The sequence below is a fragment of the Actinoplanes sp. NPDC004185 genome (genome assembly GCF_053603475.1).
In genome coordinates, this window is the sequence record NZ_JBSGFR010000030.1 from 1 (window position 1) to 15,230 (window position 15,230).

14 protein-coding genes and 1 tRNA gene are annotated in these 15,230 nt (G+C 72.2%); 3 read left to right on the plus strand and 12 right to left on the minus strand.

Features of this window, described 5'->3' with window-relative positions; genetic code table 11:
• The first annotated feature begins 323 nt into the window (after positions 1–323).
• On the plus strand, positions 324–530 hold the full coding sequence (locus tag ACWEOZ_RS27890) for a hypothetical protein (protein ID WP_451913627.1): 207 nt from the start codon (positions 324–326) through the stop codon (positions 528–530).
• Positions 531–555: 25 nt separating this feature from the next.
• Here ACWEOZ_RS27890 and ACWEOZ_RS27895 read toward each other — a convergent pair whose 3' ends face one another.
• From ACWEOZ_RS27895 to ssb, 10 genes are all read right to left on the minus strand, one after another.
• Positions 556–2,118, minus strand: coding sequence for an ATP-dependent DNA ligase (locus tag ACWEOZ_RS27895; protein WP_451913628.1), 1,563 nt, complete (start codon positions 2,116–2,118; stop codon positions 556–558).
• A 756-nt stretch (positions 2,119–2,874) separates the two neighbouring features.
• Positions 2,875–3,081 (minus strand): hypothetical protein, encoded by a 207-nt coding sequence (locus ACWEOZ_RS27900; protein WP_360554920.1) that lies wholly within the window; start codon positions 3,079–3,081, stop codon positions 2,875–2,877.
• Positions 3,082–3,178: 97 nt separating this feature from the next.
• On the minus strand, positions 3,179–3,970 hold the full coding sequence (locus tag ACWEOZ_RS27905; protein ID WP_451913629.1) for an HAD-IIB family hydrolase: 792 nt from the start codon (positions 3,968–3,970) through the stop codon (positions 3,179–3,181).
• Entirely contained in the window at positions 3,967–5,433 is a 1,467-nt protein-coding gene (locus ACWEOZ_RS27910) for an FAD-dependent monooxygenase (RefSeq protein WP_451913630.1), read from the minus strand. Before ACWEOZ_RS27910 ends, ACWEOZ_RS27905 begins: the two co-directional genes overlap by 4 nt.
• A 1-nt stretch (position 5,434) precedes the next feature.
• A complete protein-coding gene (locus ACWEOZ_RS27915; RefSeq protein ID WP_451913720.1) occupies positions 5,435–6,778 on the minus strand; it encodes a M20/M25/M40 family metallo-hydrolase in 1,344 nt (447 codons plus the stop codon).
• 145 nt (positions 6,779–6,923) lie between these two features.
• Positions 6,924–7,994 (minus strand): M48 family metallopeptidase, encoded by a 1,071-nt coding sequence (locus ACWEOZ_RS27920; RefSeq protein WP_451913631.1) that lies wholly within the window; start codon positions 7,992–7,994, stop codon positions 6,924–6,926.
• 43 nt (positions 7,995–8,037) lie between these two features.
• A complete protein-coding gene (locus ACWEOZ_RS27925) occupies positions 8,038–8,646 on the minus strand; it encodes a uridine kinase family protein (protein ID WP_451913632.1) in 609 nt (202 codons plus the stop codon).
• A complete protein-coding gene (locus ACWEOZ_RS27930) occupies positions 8,636–10,174 on the minus strand; it encodes a cobyric acid synthase (protein WP_451913633.1) in 1,539 nt (512 codons plus the stop codon). Before ACWEOZ_RS27930 ends, ACWEOZ_RS27925 begins: the two co-directional genes overlap by 11 nt.
• Positions 10,171–11,166: a cobalamin biosynthesis protein gene (locus tag ACWEOZ_RS27935; protein ID WP_451913634.1), complete on the minus strand. Its 996-nt coding sequence runs from the start codon at positions 11,164–11,166 to the stop codon at positions 10,171–10,173. The genes ACWEOZ_RS27930 and ACWEOZ_RS27935 overlap by 4 nt, the downstream gene beginning before the upstream one ends.
• Before the next feature lie 848 nt (positions 11,167–12,014).
• On the minus strand, positions 12,015–12,875 hold the full coding sequence (ssb, locus tag ACWEOZ_RS27940; RefSeq protein WP_451913635.1) for a single-stranded DNA-binding protein: 861 nt from the start codon (positions 12,873–12,875) through the stop codon (positions 12,015–12,017).
• Positions 12,876–13,057: 182 nt separating this feature from the next.
• On the opposite strand from ssb, the gene ACWEOZ_RS27945 reads away from it, so the two are divergent.
• Both ACWEOZ_RS27945 and ACWEOZ_RS27950 read left to right on the plus strand, forming a co-directional pair.
• On the plus strand, positions 13,058–14,068 hold the full coding sequence (locus ACWEOZ_RS27945) for an alpha/beta hydrolase (RefSeq protein WP_451913636.1): 1,011 nt from the start codon (positions 13,058–13,060) through the stop codon (positions 14,066–14,068).
• A gap of 69 nt (positions 14,069–14,137) precedes the next feature.
• Positions 14,138–14,213: transfer RNA gene (locus tag ACWEOZ_RS27950), tRNA-Arg, on the plus strand.
• 11 nt (positions 14,214–14,224) lie between these two features.
• On the opposite strand, the gene ACWEOZ_RS27955 is transcribed toward ACWEOZ_RS27950, so the two are convergent.
• Both ACWEOZ_RS27955 and ACWEOZ_RS27960 read right to left on the minus strand, forming a co-directional pair.
• Complete coding sequence (locus tag ACWEOZ_RS27955; protein ID WP_451913637.1) at positions 14,225–14,812, minus strand: DinB family protein; 588 nt, start codon at positions 14,810–14,812, stop codon at positions 14,225–14,227.
• Positions 14,813–14,881: 69 nt separating this feature from the next.
• A complete protein-coding gene (locus ACWEOZ_RS27960; RefSeq protein ID WP_451913638.1) occupies positions 14,882–15,226 on the minus strand; it encodes a hypothetical protein in 345 nt (114 codons plus the stop codon).
• Between the last annotated feature and the right edge of the window lie 4 nt (positions 15,227–15,230).

Consider the following 15,230-nt stretch of genomic DNA (forward strand, 5'->3'; position numbering starts at 1 on the left):
GAGAGCGGCAGTAAGTCGCCCCGATCCCGGTGACCGATCAGGCGCAGGTGACCAATGACCATCACCACTTCAACTACGTGCGGTCCCTGGGGGCGCCCCCCCCCCCCCCCCCCCCCCCCCCCCGCTGGGCCGTCGCCGCCGCGTCCTCACCACCCGCAGCCTTCGCTGCCGCGTCCCTCACCACCCGCGGCCTTCGCCGCCCCCGTCCTTCCCACCCGCGGCCTTCGCCGCCTCCGTCCTTCTCGGCGCTGTCCGCGGACTTCTCTTCCCGCCCGGCCGGGCGATCCCCCGACCCGGTGGCGTGCCTGCGGGAGGATGACGCCATGACCGATGACTATCGCGTCGCGCGAGCTGTCGAGCTCGACGACCTGGATGAGCTACGCCGCCTCGCGGCGGCGGAAAACGCCGACGCGGTATCGGCGCTGATCGAGATTGCCGGGGAGCGCGGCGATGTGGCGGAACTGCGGAGACTGGCCGAGGCCGGCAGCGAGCACGCCGTCGAGGTCCTCAACGACCTGACCGACCACTGACCTCGGCCGTCTCGCAGGTCGAACCTCAGGCTTCCGGCGTGGTCGGGAAGCCGAGAGCCTTGACCATGTCGATGGTGTCGGCTTCTTCCGCGCGCTTGTCGTCGCGGTAACGCAGGACGCGGGCGAACCGCAGCGCCACCCCGCCCGGATATCGGGGCGAGGTCTGCACGCCGTCGAAGGCGATCTCCACGACCTGCTCGGGCCGCACGGTGACCACCCAGCCGGAGTCGTCGATCGCCAGCTCCTTGAACCGCTCGGTCTGCCAGCGCAGCAGCTCGTCGGTGAGGCCCTTGAACGTCTTGCCGAGCATGACGAACCCGCCGGTCCGCGGATCCCGGGCGCCCAGGTGCAGGTTGGACAGCCACCCCTGCCGCCGGCCGTGACCCCATTCGACAGCGAGAACAACCAGGTCAAGCGTGTGCCGCGGCTTGACCTTGACCCAGGCGGCACCCCGGCGGCCCACGTCGTACGGGGCCTCCTGGGCCTTGACCACGACGCCCTCCTGCCCGGCGGCAAGGGCGGCGGCGAACGCCTCGGCGGCCTGCTCCTCACTCTCGACGGTCCGCCGCCCCACGATCAGCTCGGCGGGCAGCGCGTCGGCCAGCGCGGCCCAGCGCACCCGCCCCGGCTCGTCCAGCAGGTCGGTGCCGTCCAGATGGAGAAGATCGAAGAAGTACGGAACCAGCCCGGGCCCGTCGACCGGCCCTTCTTTCCCGCCGCGCCGGGCACCTCGGGTGGCGGCCCGGCTCGACGTCTCCTGGAACGGTCGCGGCCGCCCCTGGGCGTCGAGGGCCATGGCCTCACCGTCGAGCACGAACTCCCGAGCCGGAACGGCCCGCGCAGCGGCGACAACGTCGGGGAGCCGCGCGGTGATGTCGTCGAGGCTGCGGGTGAAAACGGCGACCTCGTCCCCGGAACGGTGCACCTGGATGCGAATGCCATCAAGCTTCACGTCGACGGTGGCCGGCGACCCGGTGGCCAGCAGCGCGGCGGCAACATCGGGGGCACTGCTCGCCAGCATGGGGGTCAGCGGAGTGCCGACCCGCAAGCTGATCTCGCCGAGCGCGGGCGCCCCGCCGGTGAGCGCGGCGACAGCCACCTGTTTGAGGTCCCCTGAGAGCAGCAGCGCCCGCCGAACCGCCGTGACAGGCACCTCGGCGGCGCGGGCGATCGCGTCGGCGAGCAGCCCGGCCTGGGCCCCCTGGCGCAACTCGCCGCTGAAGAGGCCGACGAGCAGCCGCTGCTCGTCAGCGGTGGCCCGGCCGAAGAGCCCGGACAGCAACTCACGCCGGCGCGCCTGCGACCCGGCGCCCGAAACCACGGAGATGGCGGCGATCCGCTCGTCGACCTCAGCCACGGTGAGCACCGGCTCGGCGGCGGGGGCGGGCAGGTCACGCAGGCCGGCGTAGCCGACGCCGGTCTGGCGTTGCCGTAGCTCACCGGCCAGGTAGGCGGAGCCGGCAGCCAGCTCGCCGGGATCGAGACGCCGGAGGGCATCGGCCAGCAGGTCGATCTTGGCCTTGCGGCCGGAGGTGGCGGAAACGGCGGCCGACGTGGCTGCCAGGTCGAGGAACTGCACGAACCCCATCCTGGCAGCCAGGTACGACATTCGCGGGCCGGTCGCGATCCGCTCCCCCGTGAAGCGTTCGCAACCGGCCCGGTCCGGGGGCCTGCGCCGCGGCGACCTGGCCGTGAAGCAGGTCAGGCCGGGCGAGGCCGGGTTCTAGCTGCCAGGTCGAGTGGCTGGCTTATGGCCGGTTGATCCAGCGGCTGGCTGACTCGCCGCCGACCGACCGCGCGGCCAACCGGCTTGCCGCCGACCAACCCCGCAGCCAACCAACCCCACAGCCAGCCGACCCCACAGCCAGCCGACTCGCCGCCGACCGACCCAGCGGTTGGCTGGCTCGCCGCCAGCCGGCCCCACGGCCAGCCGCCCGCCGCCGACCAACCCCACAGCCAGCCGACTCCTCGCCGACCAATCCGATGGCTGGCCGGCTTGCGACCAGCCGCTGTTGTGGACCGGCCGACCGAGCTCCTTTCCGCCGCATGAGCCGGAAGACCTCAGCGGGCCACCATGCGCGGCCGAGTCGCAGGACAACTCGGCCGCCAGAGCCCTCCCTGCCCGCTCCCCCACAACTGTGCTGCCGCGTGTCCAGGACACCGACGGCCAGACGCCTGTCACGGCCGTCGCCATGCCGGGAGGACACGAGCAACCACTCGCCGCGCAGCCGAGTTGGGGAGGACTGGACGGCGGAGGGGTCAGGCGGTGGGAGGGGCCTGTCGCCCGGCGCACCGCGTGGCGACGGGGTGCGCCGGGCGACGGGCCCGGGGACATGGAGCAAAGTCAGGCGGCCACCGGCTCCGTGATGCGGTAGCCGCGGGCGCGGATGGCCTCGGCGACGCGGCTGAGTTGCGCGTCGAGCTGACACAGAGCGTCGGACAGCTCAGCGAGCTGAGCGGTGAGGGCGGTGTCGTCCCACCCGGAGACGTCGACGTCTCCCAGAGCACTGCCGGCGGCGCGGAGCGCCACGATCGCCTCGTTCGAACTCATGTTCGAATCCTAACAGGAATGATCTCGCCCGTGCAGCAGACTCACCCGATCAAGCGAAGCCGATTGCCGCAGGGGTGAACCCGGCCGAAACGGCCTTCTAGATGAGGCCCAGGCGGGCCAGGGCGCGGGCGAAGCCGTCCTCTTCTACCGTCCCGGTCACCGTTGTCGCCGCAGCCAGCACCTCCTTCGGCGCGTCGGCCATCGCCACCGATCGGCCCACCGTGGTGAACATCGGGATGTCGATCGGCATGTCGCCGAAGGCCACTGCCCGGTCCGCCGGCACGCCGACTTCGCGCAGGGCTCGTACCACTCCGCTGGCCTTGGTGATGCCGGCCGGCGCGATCTCGACGATCTCCGGGCCGGCGAAGCTCAGGCTGAGCGGAATGCCGCGCTGGGTGAGCAGGGTGATGAGGTCGGCCGGGCCGAGCGTCGGGTGGCACAGCGTCATCGCGCATGCTGCCACTCCGGCGAACGCGTCGACGGGAACCACAGCCGACGGGCCATTGTGCTGGGAGGTACGGATCGCGACGTAGGCCTCGTTCATCCGCCACGATTCGCCGTCGTAGATCGCGACTCCCGCCTCCGGCAGCTCGGCGCGTATGAGCGCCAGCAGCGCTTGCACAGCGTCGGACTGCAAGGTGTCGCGCCACAGCACGGATGGGGGCTCGAACGCGTACCCGAGGGAGCCCCCGCAGCAGATCGCCAGCGTGAGGTGGGGGGTCAGCTCGGTGAGGGCGCGGACTCCGGCCGAGGATCGGGCGGTCGCGGCGATGACCGGTATGCCCTGTGCTCGCAGTGCGTGGCAGGCCGAGACGGTCGCCTCGCTGATCGTCCCGTCGGTGCGGACGATCGTGCCGTCCAGGTCGGTGACGACTGCCGCGCTGGTCACCGGGGCAGGGCCTGTCTGAACACCGCCGCGGCGTGCGAGGGTGACGCCGCTGCGGCCACGAAGCCGTCCGGCCGTACGAGGTAGAGCTGCCCCGGAAGCAGCGGCGTCTGCGGCGCGGCGTCGAACAGGTGCACCGGCAGTCCCAGGTCCGGAACGTCGGATCGCTCGATGCCGCCGTACCCGTGGATCTGCCACTGCAGTGACCGAAGCACCTCGTAGTTGCCGCCGGCCCACGCCAGCCGGCGGCCGACCACCGGGTCGCGCCCCTCGTCCGGGGTCATGCGGTAGCGGATCCGCAGCTGCGCGACGTAGCCGAAGAAGCGCGAGCCGCCACCCGTCCGCGGCAGCAGCCGAACGCCGACCGGCGCGAGCAGGGGCACGATCAACCGGCGCACCGCCCGCAGCTGGACCCGCTGCGACGTGATGTAGCCGAACATCCGATCGGTCGTCGCCACCAGTTTCCGGGCGACCGGGCGCCGCTCGGCCTCGTAGCGGTCCAGCCACGCGTCGCCGGCGCGGCCGTGCACCACGTCGGCCAGCTTGAAGGCCAGGTTGTGCGCGTCCTGCAGGCCGGTGTTCATGCCCTGGCCACCGACCGGCGAGTGCACGTGCGCGGCGTCGCCGGCCAGGAAGAAGCGCCCGTCGCGGAACGTCTCCGCCACCCGGTGATGCACCTTGTAGGTCGCGAACCAGCGGGACTGCGCGTAGGTCACCGCGAACGATCGGCGGATCCGGGCCTGGGCGTCCCGCTCGGTGATCTGGCCGTCGCCGTCGTCGTCGCGGGCCAGACCGATCAACCGCCAGTTGCCGCGGCCGCGCATCGGGAAGCCGAGCAGAAACTCGTCGCCGGCGGGCCGGACGTTGATCGCGTCGGCCACCAGTCCACCGACCGCCGTCGCGTCGATGACGTAGAAGAGGTGTGGGCTGGTCACGCCGTCGAACGCGATGCCCCGCGACTTGCGGACCACCGAATTCGCCCCGTCGGCGCCGACGCAGAACCGGGCCGTGATCGTCTCGTCGCCGACCACGGCCTCGACGTGCTCAGCGGTGGCGGTCAGCGAGGTGACCTGCCGGCCCCAGCGGACGTCGCCGCCGAGGGCCCGCAGATTCTCGTACAGGATTTCCTCGTTGCGGCTCTGCTCCAAGATCTCGATCCACGGGTACGGCGTCACATCGCCACCCAGCGGCCCGATCGGGATCCGGCCGAAGACGCGATCCCCGAAGCCCGGAGCCAGCGCGACCGCCCGGTGTGCGGCCGCGAGCACCTTGTCCGCGATGCCGAGCTGGTCATACACCTCGATGCTGCGGGCCTGCACCACCAGCGCACGGGACTCCCGGGTGGGGCCGTCCTTGCCGTCGACCACGATGACCCGGACGCCGAGCTTCACCAGCCAGTTCGCCAGCATCAGCCCGGTGGGGCCGGCGCCGACGACCAGCACGTCGCAGCTCAGCTCGGCGGCCATGTCATCTACCCAGCGCGGCCACGTTGCGCAGCAGCAGGGCCTCGGCGAGGCACACCCGGGCGAACTCGCCGAGGTGCAGGCTCTCGTTCGGCCCGTGGGCGCCGGCGTACGGGTCCTCGACGCCGGTCACGAGGATCGCCGCCTCCGGGAAGAGCTCCTGGAAGGTGGCGATGAACGGGATCGAGCCACCCACGCCCATGTCGACCGGCGCGACTCCGTCCCAGGCCTGCTGGAACGCGGCCCGCGCGGCGTCGAACGCGGGGCCGGTCGCGTCGATGACGCAGGGCTCGCCGCCGCTCTCCAGCGTGACCTCGACGTGGGCGCCCCACGGCACGAACTTCTCGACGTGGGCGCGGATCGCCGCGTACGCCGAATTCCAGTCGTCGCCGGGCGCGAGCCGCACGCTCAGCTTGGCCTTGGCCCGCGGCACCAGGGCGTTCGGCGCCTCGCTGGTCTTCGGCGCGTCGATGCCGAGCACGGAGATCGACGGCTTGGTCCAGATCCGGTCGGTGAGCCGGCCCTCGCCGATCAGCTTGACGCCGTCGAGCACGCCGGCCTCGTGGCGGAAGCGGTCCTCGGGGTAGTCGACGGTCGCGGCCTCACGGCGGGCCAGGCCGTCGACGAGAACCTCACCGTTCTCGTCGTGCAGGGTGGCGATGAGCCGGGCCAGCACGGTGAGCGCGTCGGGCACGGCGCCACCGAACATGCCGCTGTGCACGGCGTTGTTGAGGGTGCTGACCTCGACGAAGCAGTTGACCAGGCCGCGCAGCGACGTGGTCAGGGCCGGTACGCCGATGTCCCAGTTGCCGGAGTCGGCGATGACGATGACGTCGGAGCGGAGCGTCTCCTTGTGGGCCTCGAGCAGCTCGTCGAGCGACTCGGAACCGAACTCCTCCTCGCCCTCCACGAACAGCACGACCCCGACCGGCAGCTCGTCGCCGAACGCCCGCAGCGCGGCGACGTGCGCCATCACGCCGGCCTTGTCGTCGGCGGCACCGCGACCGTACAACCGGCCGTCGCGCTCGACCGGCTCGAACGGGTCGCTGGTCCACAGCGCGGGGTCACCGGCCGGCTGCACGTCGTGGTGCGCGTAGAGCAGGACGGTCGGTGCGCCCTCGGGCGCCGCCTTGCGGCCGATGACGGCAGGCTGCCCCGTGCCCCGGACGATCTGCACCTCGAGGCCGCAGCCGCGCAGCAGCTCGGCGACGGCCTCGGCGGACCGCTCGACGTGCGAGTGGTCGAAACCGTCGAACGCGATCCCGGGGATGCGGACCAGCCGCTCGAGGTCGGCACGGACACCGGGCAGCTCACGCGCGATCGCGGCGCGCAGGTCGTCTTCGGTCAGGCTCATGCCATCGCCTCCGCCGGCGCTCCGGCGAGGAGACCCGTCGGGCGCGGAGTTGATGATTGGGTAGCAAGCTCGCTCATGAACCGATCCTAAGCCGGGCGGCTCGGGTCGTGCGGGCCTGCGTCATCGGCCTGTGGACAACTCAGCCGGCCGGCGGCGCCGGCGGCTCGTCGTCGGGGCGGCGACCCTTGCCGGCCCAGCCCCGGGCACCGCGCGCGGCGGATCCGGCCAGGTCGGCGGCGCCGTCGCCGAGCTTGCGGAGCAGGCCGACGAGCGGGTCCTGCGAGGTGTTGAAGGACTCACGGTACGAGTCGGCGGCGGCCTTGACGTCGTCGGTGACCGAGGCGTTGCCATCGGAGTCGCGACGCGGGTAGTCCCCGCCGAGGATCCGGCCGTACTCGCCGGAGTCGACCCACTTGCGCAGCTCGGCGGCGCGCGCGACGGGCACCGGGTGGGTGCTCCAGGCAGTCATACCCAGCTTGTGGATGCTGTCGCGAAGGTCTCCCCCGCCCTCATACTCGGCGGCCTGCTCGAGGAACGCGGCCGTGTCGATCTGCGACAGGTCACCGCCACCGGCGAGCTTCATGAGCAGCCGCAGCGACGCGGCCGGGTCCTGACCGGCGAGCAGGCCCGCGCGGTCGGCGGAGAGCTCGGCCTTGCGCCACCACTCGTACATCGCCGCGATGATGGCGCGCAGGGCGATCGCGCCGACCGGCAGCCAGCTCAGGCTCGCGGCCCACCGGGTGAGGATCATCATGATGGTCTTGTAGACGGCGTGCCCACTGCGCACGTGCCCGATCTCGTGGCCCAGCAGCGCGCGCAGCTCCTCGTCGTCGAGCTTCTCGACCGCGGCGGTGGTGATGACGATGAACGGCTTGTCCATGCCGATCGCCTGGCCGTTGATCACCGGCGACTGGCTGACGTAGAGCTCGGGCAGCTCGGCCACGTCGAGCGTGGCGGCGGCCTCGGCGAAGCGCTGGTAGACACGCGGATACTGACGGTGGTCGACCCGGATGGAGCCGGCAAGGAACGACAGCCGGAAGCCGCGCTCGTTCCACATGCCGAAGAACGCCTTCACCACGTCGTCGAAGCCCCGCAGCTCGCGCAGCGCGGTGAGCGCGCCACGGTCGGCCGGGTGCTCCCAGGCGCGCGAGCTGATGCCGGTCAGCGTGATCCGGCGCCGCGCCGGCCGGTTCTCTTCCTCGGTCGTCATCGTCCGTCCACCGTTCCCGCCGCTTCCCGCGGCTGATCGTGGTTCAGTCCGGCGGCGCCGGCCAGAGCCGTTCGTACCGATCGTCGAAACCCTCCGCGGCCCCGTCGACCAGGAGATCCACGTGCGCCGCGGTGGCATCCGCGGCGAAGTGCCGGTCCTCGTTCACGCGCCAGCGCTCAAGGTACGCCCGGAAGGCAACATCGTCGGCGCCGTCGCGTGCCAAAGCCCGCCGCCACCGCAGATCGGCCGGCGCGGTGACGAAGACGGAAAAGGACAGCTCCGGACGGATCACCCGTCGAGCGGCGGTCACACCCTCCAGCAGTACGGCCGGAGCAGGCTCAACGATGACCGGATTCCCACCGAACGCCTCGCGGTGCCAGAGGTACCGCCGGTATGTGGCGGGACGGCCGTGGCGCAGCGGGTCGAGCACCTGTTCCTCGAGCCGTGCCCAGAAGCTGAACTGGTCGTCCCAGCCGTCGAGCAGGTCGTCGGTGTGCACGACGGGGATGTCAGCGGCCTTGGCCAACCGGGCGGCGAACCAGCTCTTGCCGGCGCCGCTGGGCCCGTCGACAGCTATCAGCCGTACGGGGCCCAGCCGGGGCGGTTCTTCGAAGATTCGCTCCGCGAGCTCAGCGAAGGTCTCAGCCACCATCGGGTGCACCCGGCGGGATGAAGGGAAGGCCACGCGGAGGCCCGGACTCGATGAGCCGCCACAGGGCGTCGGTGTCGAGGTGCTCCTCGACGAGGTCGCCGAGGACATCGAGCGCGCGTTCGCGTACCTCCGCGAAGCGGGTGTCCGGGGCGACCACGAAGCCGTGCCGGCCCGCCTGCCGTGCCGCCTCGGTCAGGAACCGGCGGCGGAACTCGTCCGACTCGAAGGCGCCGTGCCAGTGCGTCCCGCAGACCGCGCCGACCACCGCACCTTCGGGCGTCCCGTCCGCGTACGCCAGCAGCGGCACCGGATCGCCGGCAGACACGTACCCGTGGTGGATCTCGTAGCCGCTCACCGGAACCTGCCCCCAGGCCGCGCCGCGCGACCGGGCCAGGGTCTTGCGCTCGCCGAAGGTGATGTCCACCGGCAGCAGGCCGAGGCCCGGCACGGTGCCCCGGCGGCTCTCGACGTCGTCGTGGATCGTGTCGGCGAGCATCTGGAAGCCGCCGCAGATGCCGACCAGCGGCTTGCCGGCAATGGCGTGCGCGCGGATCGCGTCGGCCAGGCCGGTCTCGCGCAGCCACGCCAGGTCGCTGACGGTGGCCTTGGAGCCGGGCAGCACGACCAGGTCGGCGTCGGCGATCTCGGCCGGCTCGATGGTGAGGCGCACCTGCACGCCGGGCTCGGTGGCGAGGGCCTCGGCGTCAGTGGCGTTGGAGATCCGCGGCAGCCGGACCACGGCAACCCGCAACCATTCGGTGCCGCGTGGCGCGGCGGGCCGGCCGAGCATCCGCCCGTACGCCAGGGAGTCCTCGGCGTCGAGCCACACGTCCAGGTTGAACGGCAGCACGCCGTGCACGGGCCGCCCGGTGGCGGCGGTGATCATGTCGAGCCCGGGCCGCAGCAGTCCGAGATCGCCGCGGAACTTGTTGATGACGAAGCCGCTGACCAGCGCCTGATCCTCGGGACTGAGCAGTGCGACCGTGCCGAACAGCGCCGCGAAGACGCCACCGCGGTCGATGTCCCCCACCACGATCGCCGGTAGCCCGGCGTGCCGCGCCAGGCCCATGTTGACGAAATCCCCGTCCCGGAGGTTGATCTCGGCCGGGCTGCCGGCGCCCTCACAGATCACCGCGTCGTACTCGGCGCGCAACTCGGCCAGGGTCGCGTGCGCGGTCTCCGCCAGCTGGGGCCGCAGCGACCGGTAGTTGCCCGCGGTCACGGTGTCGATCGCCTGCCCGAGCAGCACGACCTGGCTGGAGAAGTCGCTGCCCGGCTTGAGCAGCACCGGGTTGAAGCGGATGTCCGGGGCGATCCCGCACGCCGCGGCCTGCATGGCCTGAGCCCGGCCGATCTCGCCGCCACGGCCGTCGGCGCCGACCACGACAACCGAGTTGTTGGACATGTTCTGCGCCTTGAACGGGGCGACCTTGACGCCCCGGCGGTGCAGCCACCGGCAGATGCCGGCGGTGAGCACGCTCTTGCCGGCGTCGGACGTGGTGCCGGCGACCAGCAGTCCCCCGCTCATCGCTCACCTGCCCGGCGGACCGCGCCCCGAAGCAGCGCGACCCCGGCGGCGAGCACGACGGCGCCCGAGCCGACGGCCCCGGAGAGCCGTGCGGCGCGACGCAGATGAACGGCGGACGGGCGTGGTCCGTCGCCCAGCAGCGGCCTGGTCTCGGTACGCCCGAAGTAGACGTTGCGCCCGCCCAGCCGCACTCCCAGAGCCCCGGCCATGGCCGACTCGCACTGGCCGGCGTTGGGACTGGGGTGTTCGTCGCGGTCCCGGCGCCACACCCGCAGCGCCTCGGCCGGCCGCCCCTTGGCCAGCGGCGCCGCCGCGATCGTCAGCATCCCGGTGAGGCGCGAGGGCAGCAGGTTGAGGGCGTCGTCGAGCCGCGCGGCCGGCGTGCCGAAGCGGGCGTAACGCGGCGACCGGTGCCCGACCATGGCGTCGAGGGTGTTGGCCGCCCGATAGCCGAGCAGGCCGGGCAGCCCGAACAACCCGCCCCAGAGCAGCGGCGCGACGACGGCGTCGGAGGTGTTCTCGGCTACCGATTCGACGGTGGCGCGCGCCAGCTCGGGCTCGTCGAGGGTCGACGGGTCGCGGCCGCAGAGGTGGTTGAGGCGGCCGCGAGCCGCTGCGAGGTCGTCGTTCTCCAGGTGGGTGGCCATGACGGCGGACTCGCGGCGCAGGGTGCGGCCGCCGAGCACGGTCCAGGTCATGGCGGCGACCAGCGCGGCCCGGGCGATGGGCCGGCGGCGGGTGAGGAGGGAGGCGGCGAGACCTGCGGCCACGGGTACCCCGACCGCCGCCGTGGTGAAAGCGGCGCCGGCCCAGCGGTTCGGTGCGTAGAGACGACGCTCCAGCGCGCCGGCCGCCTGCCCGAACCCGGCTACGGGATGAAAGCGCCTCGGGTCGCCCAGCGCGGCGTCCAGCGCGAAACCGGCCAGCAGGCCGATCGCATCGGCCGTGGTGGCGCCCGGTCGCGCGGTCAGTATCCGGCCTGCTCTTCCCACTCCGACCACCCTAGTGAGCGTTCTTGGCCGGTCCCGGCCCGCCCACCCTCGGGCGGTCGAGCCGGGCCGGGCTTGACGAGGCCGCCAGGCCAGGTTGCGCCACACCGAACCAGGCCGGGCGAGGCCGGGCCGGGCCAGCCGGGCCAGACCAGACCGGGCCAGGCCAGGCCAGGCCAGGCCGGGCCGGGCCGGGCCAGGCCGAGCTCGGCATGCGCGCTGGCCGCGGGGTGCGGTGGCTCGGTGGATGCCGCCCGTCCTGCTCGGGCGCAGGTCCGCTGTGCCGAGCGGTTGCGCCTTTCTCTCAGGGGAGCGCCCCGGAGCAGGACGGGCGGCGGGGTAGCGGGTGGGTGTCGACCACCGAACACCCACCCGCCCCGCCGGTCGTTCGCGACGCCTCACCCCAGGGCGCCGGAATCGACCGGCTCGGACGGCGGACAGGGGAATGGTCCGCCGCCGCGTTCAGGGCCCGGCCGTCGCCCGCCTTCGGGGACGGCGACCGGACCGCCGGCAGTCGCTGGGACCGCGCGGCAGGGGGTTCGGCGGATGGGTGCCGACCACCGACACCCATCCGCCGGGCCGATGGGACCCGCTTTCACCCCCGGCGGGACCCCATCGGCCGGCCGGCCCTCGACCACCCGCACCGAAGCCCGGTGCGCACCGCCCGAACTGCCCTTGCGGTGGCGGCCGCGGAGGTCGGCGCCGAACACAAGGCTGTCGGCCGGGTGGGCGGAAGGGAGGGGCCGGTCCGGTGCCGCCGTTGCGAACCCACGGGGAAGTCAACTCGCAACGACGGCAGCTCAGGAGGCGATCACGCCGGTGCGGTCACGCCGAGTGGACGCGTCCGGCGGTCACGCGGGGACGGGCTGGCGCCTGGCGCTCCGGCTCCGGCCGGTGCGGCGGGCCGGGCTCTCGCCCTCGGCGTCGGGCTGGTCAGCCCCCGCGCCGGAGGATCCACGGTCCACGGAACGGCTCGGCCGGGACCCGGAGCCGGACCGGGAGCTCCGGCCCGGACCCGGAACGGGACCAGGGGCGGGCTCGGAGTCCGGCCCACCTTCCGGGCCCGGCTCGGGAACGGGCTCCGAGTCGTCGGGATCCGGCGCCGGGATGGCGGCCGGCACGACCATCTCCGTGTCGAACGGCTCGATGGTGCCGCCGCGCAGGGCCGCGAGCGGGTCGAAGCCGCCCGGCGTCATACCCGGGACATCCTCGAACGTCGGCTCGTCGCCGTCCAGCACGCCGTCGCCGTACACCGTGGGCGCCTCGTCCTCCCCGACCGGGACCGCCGTCTCGCCGCGGACCTGGCCGTCGCTCTCGGCCGTCTCGGTCGCGCTCGTCGCCGACGTGGGCTTGTTGCGGAAGAACCGGCCCCGGCCGCGGGCCAGATCGTGACCGACCGACACAGCCTCCATCTCGTACGTCGTGCGCAGGTTGCCTTCCGAGTCGGTCCAGTCGCGGGTGTAGAGGCGTCCCGCCACCACGACCGGGTCGCCGACGGTGACGGAGGCCGCCACTCCCTCGGCGAGCCGGCGCCAGCAGTTCACGCGTACCCGGAACTGGTTGCCGTCGACCCAGCGGCCGGTCTCCCGGTCCATCCGGCGGGCGGTCGACGCCACCCGGAAGTTGGCGACCAGGGTGTTCGTGCTGGCGGTGCGGCGCCATTCCGGCGCGGTCAGGACGTTCCCGACCACCACGATGTTGGTGTCGAACACTGCGTCTCCTTATCGAGGGGGAAGTGCGGCGGGCGATCTGGGAAGCAGCGTGCTCCGAACGCCCCGATGTCCGCTTCAGGAGCCGCGCGAGCCTGTGGATGACGGGGGAATGTGGAAAACCGAGGAAAATCCCGCTGATCTGGTATGGCGCGAAGGTCCCTACGCGTGGGTAACCTGGCGGCGTGGAGACCGACGTCCTGGGCGTGCCGTACGAGCGACTCACCATCGACCTGGGCACCGACGACGAGGGCGCCGTCGTCGCGACCCTGGTCCGCCGGCGCGGGGACACCCCGTCACGGCGCGCGGTGCTGTACGTGCACGGCTTCGTCGACTACTTCTTCCAGACCCATCTCGCGGACTTCTTCGTCGAACGCGGCTGGGACTTCTACGCGCTGGACCTGCGCAAGTACGGCCGCAGCCTGCTGCCGCACCAGACGCCGAACTTCGCGCGCAGCCTCACCGAGTACTACCCGGAACTCGACGAGGCGGCCCGGATCATCCGCGAGGACGACGGCCACGACCAGCTGCTCGTCGCCGGCCACTCCACCGGCGGCCTGATCACGTCGCTGTGGTCGCACTCCCGCCACGACCAGGGCATCGTCGACGGCCTGTTCCTGAACAGCCCGTTCTTCGACTTCAACGTGCCGTGGCTGCTGCGCCGGCCCCTGATGAACGTGGTCGGCCGCACGAGCAGCCGGAATCCGTACAGGGTGCTGCCCATGAGCACGCTCGGCCTGTACGGGCAGAGCCTGCACAGCGATCACCGTGGTGAATGGACGTACGATCTCGCCTGGAAACCGGTGAACGGCTTCCCCGTCCGTACCGGATGGCTCGAAGCGATCCGCCGCGGCCAGGCCCGCCTGCGCGCCGGGCTGGCCATCGACGCCCCGATCATGGTCGCCTGCTCGACCCGGACCTTTCGGGGCAAGAGCTGGAGCGAAGACGTACGGCTGAGCGACTCGGTCCTGGACGTGGAACACATCGTGCGCTGGGCCCCGCGGCTCGGGCCGCGGGTGACGATCGCGCGGTTCGACGGCGGCATGCACGACCTGACGCTGTCCGGCAAGGACGTACGCACAGAGCTGTTCCAGGAGCTGGGCAGATGGGTCGACGCGTTCGTCCCGCCGAAGGGCACGCCGGAGATCTCCGTACCCCCGGCCCCGGAGGACAAAGCGGACGCCACGACGGCTTGACATCCCGCTCGACCGAGCGGCGGCGAAACTCTAGTATGTGCTGGCCAGCACACTCCGTGGGCCGGCCAGGCGCTCGTAGCTCAGCGGATAGAGCAACGGACTTCTAATCCGTCGGTCGCAGGTTCGAATCCTGCCGGGCGCGCCAGCTCACAGCCCCTAGAACCGATCAGCCAGCTTCGTCAGCTTGGCGACGTACGCCGGCCAGTCCTGCTCCTCGGGGATGCTCGTGCTCTCCCGCTGCCACCCGATCGCCCCGTCGTGCTGCTCGCGCATGATGTCGGCGTGACCGGTGTGACGGGCGATGTCACAGATCACGTGCACGATGATCCTCTGCAGGGTCACGTCAGGGCTGTCCGGCCGCCACCACGGCACCCGGCCCCGCGCGTCGAGCGGCAACTGGTCGATTGTCTCGTCCGCGAAGGCCCCGACGCGGCGGTAGAGGTCGATCAGCCCGTCCTTCGTCTCGTCCTCCCGTGCGTACCAGTCGGCCTGCGGATCGGTCTCGAACACCTGCTCCGGGACCAGCTCGTCGGCGTTCGGGAACTGGCGTCCGAAGGTGGGCCCGAAGTAGCCGGCTTCGACATTGAGGCAGTGCTTGACGACTCCCAGCAGGTTGTTGCCGGTCGCGGTGCGGGGCATTCTGGCCTCGCGCTCACTCAACCCGTCGAGCTTCCAGATCAGGTCCTCGCGGGTCGCCTTGAGGTAGTGGTGCAGCGCGGTCTTCTGGTCGCTGAGGTCGTCCATGCATGCAGTCTTCCTCATCCGAGCCAGCTGTCCGGGCGAGGAATCAGCGCCGCAGGGGCGGGCTCGGCATCACTGGCGAGTGATCGTTACGCGGCTGCAGACGACCAGGCCGGTGCGGGTGCGGGTGCTGTCCGAGATGGCCACGGCAAGGTAGGGCAGGCCGAGCGGGTTGTCGATGGCGACGTCGGTCAGCGCGGCGGGGTCTTCGGCGAGGTGGATCCCCTGGTAGGCGCGGTGCAGTCGGATGAACTGGACGGCTTCGAACAGCAGGTCGATGTGGGCGGTCGAGTCGGGCCCGGATCGGCTGGTGAGCAGTAGCTGGGAGTGCCCGATGCCGTAGCGCCAGACCCGGAAGCGCGCCGGGCTGGTCCAGGGCAGGACGCCGGGGATCGGTACGGGAAGGTCTGATGGCACGGAT